Source organism: Buttiauxella sp. S19-1, from assembly GCF_022134725.1.
In the GTDB taxonomy this organism is placed as follows: domain Bacteria; phylum Pseudomonadota; class Gammaproteobacteria; order Enterobacterales; family Enterobacteriaceae; genus Buttiauxella; species Buttiauxella ferragutiae.
Genome location: NZ_JAHWLU010000193.1, coordinates 1 through 4,953, shown reverse-complemented (window position 1 = coordinate 4,953; position 4,953 = coordinate 1). Strand labels below are relative to the sequence as shown.

The window sequence follows — 4,953 nt, the reverse complement described above, 5'->3', positions numbered from 1 at the left end:
ATTTATTACAGTGAAATTTACTTTACAATAATTTATCAAATAAAATACAAACGTGATGTGTGACGTTAATAATGAGAATTATTATAAAAGTTAATATGACGAGAATTTAAAGAATTGGATATTGTGAAAATACGGTCTACAGGTCAGTTGGCGCTATGACACATTGCCATAGCGCTATTCAACCGTACGGGTCAATCAGCCCACTCAGGTTTGTTTAAAATGTGGTCCTGCCAGTCGCGCACTTCAGATTCTTTCACTGCGATATGACGCACAGAAATGCGTTCGCCGTGCATTGCCGCTTTTGAGCCAGTCAACAACGGGTGCCATGCTGGCAAGTCTTTGCCTTCAGCTAACAGACGATAAGCGCAAGTATGCGGAAGCCATTCGAAGGTAGGTAAATTGTCACGCGTTAGCTTGATGCAATCTGGCTCGTAGTCAAAGCGACGGGCATAGTTTTTACACTGGCAAGTTTTGATGTTTAACTGCTTGCAGGCAACGTTGGTGAAATAGATTTCATCCGTGTCTTCATCCATCAATTTATGCAAACAGCACTGGCCGCAGCCATCGCAGAGAGATTCCCACTCCGCATCACTCATTTCGTCAAGAGTTTTGCACTGCCAGAACGGCGCTGTTGTCATGATGGTGTCCTGTAATAAAAACAAGCGCACCTTATAAACAGTCTGAGCCGCAGATGCAAGTTTTGCCGCCCACAGGCGGCAAATTGATTATAGAACACGCGTAGTCAAACTACGGTTAGCAAAGCTCACTTCTAGTTCATCACCGCCGTTGAGCGGCCCAACACCTTCCGGGGTCCCGGTGAGAATGACATCTCCGGCACGCAGGGTGAAGAACCGACTCATATAGGCAATGAGTGGCACGATTTTATGGATCATATCGGAGGTACTGCCCTGCTGGCGGATTTCACCGTTGATCTTTAACGCAAGCTCTGAGTTTTGCGGATCGCCGCTAAGCTCACTGGCGAGAACAAAACCTGAAATCGGGCAAGAGTTATCAAACCCTTTGGACTTTTCCCACGGCTGGCCCGCTTTTTTAAGTTTGCCTTGTAAATCACGCAACGTAAGATCAAGCGCTACGCCATACCCTGCAATGGCTTTGGTCACATGCTCTTCCGTCGCCTTTCTCAACGTTGAGCCGATCAGAATTGCCAGCTCCACTTCATGGTGAACGGAACCCAAATCCTGCGGTAGAACCAACGGCTGACGAATATCGCACAGCGCACTCTCGGGCTTAATGAACAACACCGGCTCATCGGGCGTCACACTGCCCATCTCTTTGATATGTTTTGCGTAGTTACTGCCTACACATACTACTTTGCTGACCGGAAAATCCAGCAGCGCCCCCTGCCAGTTATGATGCTGATACATGCTTTCCTCTGCCTCGTTGCGTATATTGGGTATATAAGAACTGATGAGTCTGGGTTACTGCACAATCGCATCCGCCATTGTGCCGATACTTATCGCAAAGTAGTAAGAACGGTTCCAGTGCATAATTGTGCGGAAGTTGTTGTAGACCAGGAATGAGCGCCCCTGATTATCATCCGGTGTCACAATCCAGGCTTTTTTCTTCGACAGATGCAGTGGTGTGCCGTCTTTCTGTATGACACCTAATTTTCGCCACTGAGTGACGGTTTTGCCCTGGTTTGATTTAGTACCTGCAAGGGCACTATTGAAACCTTTAGGTAAAGTTATTTCTTTACCCCATGAGCCACCAGCTTGCCAACCTTCTTTTTTCAGGTAATTAGCCGTGGAAGCAAAAACATCGCTAGTGTTCTGCCAGATATCAATTTTCCCGTCACCATCGCCATCAGCACCGTAGTGCAGATAGGAAGTCGGCATAAACTGGTTTTGCCCCATCGCGCCTGCCCACGAGCCTTTCAACTCTTGTACCGGGATATGCCCCTGGTCGAGGATTTTCAGCGATGCCATCAACTCTTTGGTAAAAAAGGCTTCACGCCGCCCTTCAAAAGCGAGCGTTGCCAGTGCAGAAATGATGTCCTCTTTCCCTTGTATTTCACCAAACAAGCTTTCCATGGCCCATAAAGCCACAATGTACTGGCTTTGTACGCCAGTCCGCTCACTGACCTGGTTTAATTCACTTTGATGCTGGCGATACTGCACACGCGCTTTTTCAATCTTTTTCGGCGTGATCACTCGTGCCAGATATTCATCAAGCATGATTTTCTTTTCAAGCTGGTTCTGGTCAGATTTTATGACCCGATCAACAAAATGGACGTTGGCAAAAGCGCTGTTGATGGTGCGTTCACTGATACCCTGTGCTCGGGCCTGGGTCTTAAGGGTTTCAACAAAAGCGGGGAATTCGGCGGGATTACGCCCTTGTTCTGCAAGCGTGGTCGGCGCGGGCTTAGCCTCAGGCTGCGGCGCAATCGGTGTGTTTACAACAGATTGCGTCTGCGCATCGGCGGATGAAACGCTAAAACCACCCAGGATAAAGGCGATGACCGTTAAACAAATTGCTGGAGTATTCATTATTTTCCCCGCGGTTATTTGTTCTAAATATCATCTACCTTTATACCCGTCATACTTCAAGCTGCAGGGGCGTTGGCTGCACTCACAAACCCCAGTCACTTACTCAAGTAAGCTCCAGGGGATTTGCTCCCTTGCCGCCTACCTGCAACTCGTAGTATTTAGAGTATATGTATAGGAAAGAATTGGGCACTAGTCTGAAACTTATTTTTTCGGACTACTTTCGAGGTGCATTTTTAACAAACTTTCTGGGGGCGGTGGCAATTGTAAATAATAGCCCTGATCTTTGAGTGCTTGCTTTACTTTATCAAAATCAGCGTTGGCCAGTTTTTTACTGCCATCAAGCGGCAATATCATCGCCAATTGGGGTGTACCAAAACCTTTCATCAATTCTTCAGGAACCCGAGAGAAATCGTCTTTTTTTTCGACATATAGATATGTCTGGTCACGCTTGCTACTTCTGTAGATCACACAAAACATTTTTTTTACTCTATTTTCGCCAGATGGTGGCTTGCCTGAATATACCTGTGACTATAACATGCCAGATGTACTTCGGAATATCGTCCCACAGCTGTGGGGATTAAAACTGAATTGAGTAAGGCCAGGATGTCAAACACGCCAATCGAGTTAAAAGGCAGCAGTTTTACCTTATCAGTGCTTCATTTACATGACGCACAACCCGAGGTGATTCTCCAGGCCCTCCAGGAAAAAGTATCTCAGGCTCCAGCCTTTCTGAAAAATGCCCCGGTGGTGGTGAATGTTGCCAGTCTCGATGGTTCAGTTAACTGGAAAAAAGTCCAGCAAGCAGTGGTTTCTTCCGGTTTGCGTGTCGTCGGTATTAGTGGCTGTAAAGACGAAGCGCTGAAAAAAGAAATTGAGCGTGCGGGCTTGCCACTTCTGACGGAAGGGAAAGAAAAAAATTCACGTGCTAAGGCCGCGCCCGTTGAGATTGCCGCCCCTGTCGAACCCGTTGTTAACTCGATCACAAAAACACGTTTGATTGATACCCCGGTTCGTTCCGGTCAGCGCATTTATGCACCAAACTGTGATTTGATTATCACCAATCACGTCAGTGCCGGTGCAGAACTTATAGCTGATGGTAATATTCATGTTTACGGCATGATGCGTGGCCGTGCCCTGGCGGGTGCCAGCGGCGATCGTGATGCACAAATATTCTGTACAAATCTTGCTGCTGAGCTGGTCTCAATAGCGGGTGAATACTGGCTGAGTGAACAAATACCAGCTGATTATTATGGGAAAGCAGCACGCCTGAGTCTGGCGAGTGGTGCTCTCTCCGTTCAACCTTTGAATTAAGCCCTTTTAACAAGGAATTCCTTTATGGCACGCATTATTGTTGTTACATCGGGTAAAGGGGGCGTCGGTAAGACCACGTCCAGCGCGGCCATCGCTACAGGTTTGGCCCAGAAGGGAAGAAAAACCGTCGTAATCGATTTTGATATTGGCCTGCGTAACCTGGATTTGATTATGGGCTGCGAGCGTCGGGTGGTATACGATTTCGTCAACGTTATTCAGGGCGATGCCACATTAAATCAGGCGTTAATCAGAGATAAACGCACCGAGCAGCTTTATATTCTGCCGGCATCACAGACTCGTGACAAAGACGCACTCACGCGTGAAGGCGTGGCGAAAGTGCTTGAAGACCTGAAAAATATGGACTTCGAATTTATTGTTTGTGATTCCCCTGCAGGTATCGAAACTGGCGCATTAATGGCGCTCTATTTTGCTGATGAAGCGGTTATTACTACTAACCCTGAAGTTTCATCAGTACGAGATTCTGACCGAATTCTTGGTATTCTTTCTTCTAAATCTCGCCGTGCAGAAAACGGTGAAGCGCCGATTAAAGAACACCTGCTTCTTACTCGCTACAACCCAGGCCGTGTTAATCGCGGCGACATGCTAAGCATGGAAGATGTGCTGGAAATCCTGCGCATTCCACTGGTCGGGGTTATCCCGGAAGATCAATCTGTTCTGCGTGCGTCAAACCAGGGTGAGCCGGTCATTCTTGACCAGGAGGCTGATGCTGGTAAAGCTTACGCAGATACTGTTGAGCGCCTGCTTGGCGAAGATCGCCCTTTCCGCTTCATTGAAGAAGAGAAGAAAGGCTTCCTCAAACGCCTGTTCGGAGGATAAGTTATGGCATTACTAGACTTTTTTCTCTCACGGAAAAAGAACACCGCCAACATTGCAAAAGAACGTCTGCAAATTATCGTTGCAGAACGGCGCCGTGGTGATAGTGAACCGCATTATTTACCGCAGCTAAAACGCGATATTCTGGAAGTGATTTGCAAATACGTCAAAATCGATCCAGAGATGTTAACCGTCGTTCTTGATCAAAAAGATGACGATATTTCTGTTCTGGAGCTTAATGTCACGTTGCCAGAAGCACAGGAAGCAACAACAAAATCTGCGTGATGCAACTGCTCAAAAT

The 4,953-nt window shown here is 47.1% G+C and carries 7 protein-coding genes; 3 read left to right on the top strand and 4 right to left on the bottom strand.

Features of this window, described 5'->3' with window-relative positions; all coding sequences use genetic code 11:
• Positions 1 to 191: 191 nt before the first annotated feature.
• The 4 genes from MES37_RS23455 to MES37_RS23440 form a co-directional block, all read right to left on the bottom strand.
• Positions 192 to 638: a YcgN family cysteine cluster protein gene (locus tag MES37_RS23455; protein WP_064546127.1), complete on the bottom strand. Its 447-nt coding sequence runs from the start codon at positions 636 to 638 to the stop codon at positions 192 to 194.
• Between the two features lie 87 nt (positions 639 to 725).
• Positions 726 to 1,385: a fumarylacetoacetate hydrolase family protein gene (locus MES37_RS23450; RefSeq protein WP_237932741.1), complete on the bottom strand. Its 660-nt coding sequence runs from the start codon at positions 1,383 to 1,385 to the stop codon at positions 726 to 728.
• 54 nt (positions 1,386 to 1,439) lie between these two features.
• The gene (locus tag MES37_RS23445; RefSeq protein ID WP_064546123.1) at positions 1,440 to 2,507 is read right to left on the bottom strand and encodes a lytic murein transglycosylase; all 1,068 of its coding nucleotides are present in this window, start codon (positions 2,505 to 2,507) and stop codon (positions 1,440 to 1,442) included.
• 201 nt (positions 2,508 to 2,708) lie between these two features.
• Complete coding sequence (locus tag MES37_RS23440) at positions 2,709 to 2,984, bottom strand: YcgL domain-containing protein (RefSeq protein ID WP_064546121.1); 276 nt, start codon at positions 2,982 to 2,984, stop codon at positions 2,709 to 2,711.
• Between the two features lie 126 nt (positions 2,985 to 3,110).
• On the opposite strand from MES37_RS23440, the gene minC reads away from it, so the two are divergent.
• The 3 genes from minC to minE are packed head-to-tail and all read left to right on the top strand — an operon-like array spanning position 3,111 to position 4,937.
• Positions 3,111 to 3,818: a septum site-determining protein MinC gene (minC, locus tag MES37_RS23435; protein ID WP_064546117.1), complete on the top strand. Its 708-nt coding sequence runs from the start codon at positions 3,111 to 3,113 to the stop codon at positions 3,816 to 3,818.
• A gap of 24 nt (positions 3,819 to 3,842) precedes the next feature.
• On the top strand, positions 3,843 to 4,655 hold the full coding sequence (gene minD, locus MES37_RS23430; protein WP_034495914.1) for a septum site-determining protein MinD: 813 nt from the start codon (positions 3,843 to 3,845) through the stop codon (positions 4,653 to 4,655).
• A 3-nt stretch (positions 4,656 to 4,658) separates the two neighbouring features.
• A complete protein-coding gene (gene minE, locus MES37_RS23425; protein ID WP_064546115.1) occupies positions 4,659 to 4,937 on the top strand; it encodes a cell division topological specificity factor MinE in 279 nt (92 codons plus the stop codon).
• Positions 4,938 to 4,953: the final 16 nt, after the last annotated feature.

Excerpts from the sequence above, each read along its gene's own strand:
- MES37_RS23455 (WP_064546127.1), bottom strand. The coding sequence starts at position 638 with ATGACAACAGCGCCGTTCTGGCAGTGCAAAACTCTTGACGAAATGAGT.
- MES37_RS23450 (WP_237932741.1), bottom strand. The coding sequence starts at position 1,385 with ATGTATCAGCATCATAACTGGCAGGGGGCGCTGCTGGATTTTCCGGTC.
- MES37_RS23445 (WP_064546123.1), bottom strand. The coding sequence starts at position 2,507 with ATGAATACTCCAGCAATTTGTTTAACGGTCATCGCCTTTATCCTGGGT.
- MES37_RS23440 (WP_064546121.1), bottom strand. The coding sequence starts at position 2,984 with ATGTTTTGTGTGATCTACAGAAGTAGCAAGCGTGACCAGACATATCTA.
- minC (WP_064546117.1), top strand. The coding sequence starts at position 3,111 with ATGTCAAACACGCCAATCGAGTTAAAAGGCAGCAGTTTTACCTTATCA.
- minD (WP_034495914.1), top strand. The coding sequence starts at position 3,843 with ATGGCACGCATTATTGTTGTTACATCGGGTAAAGGGGGCGTCGGTAAG.
- minE (WP_064546115.1), top strand. The coding sequence starts at position 4,659 with ATGGCATTACTAGACTTTTTTCTCTCACGGAAAAAGAACACCGCCAAC.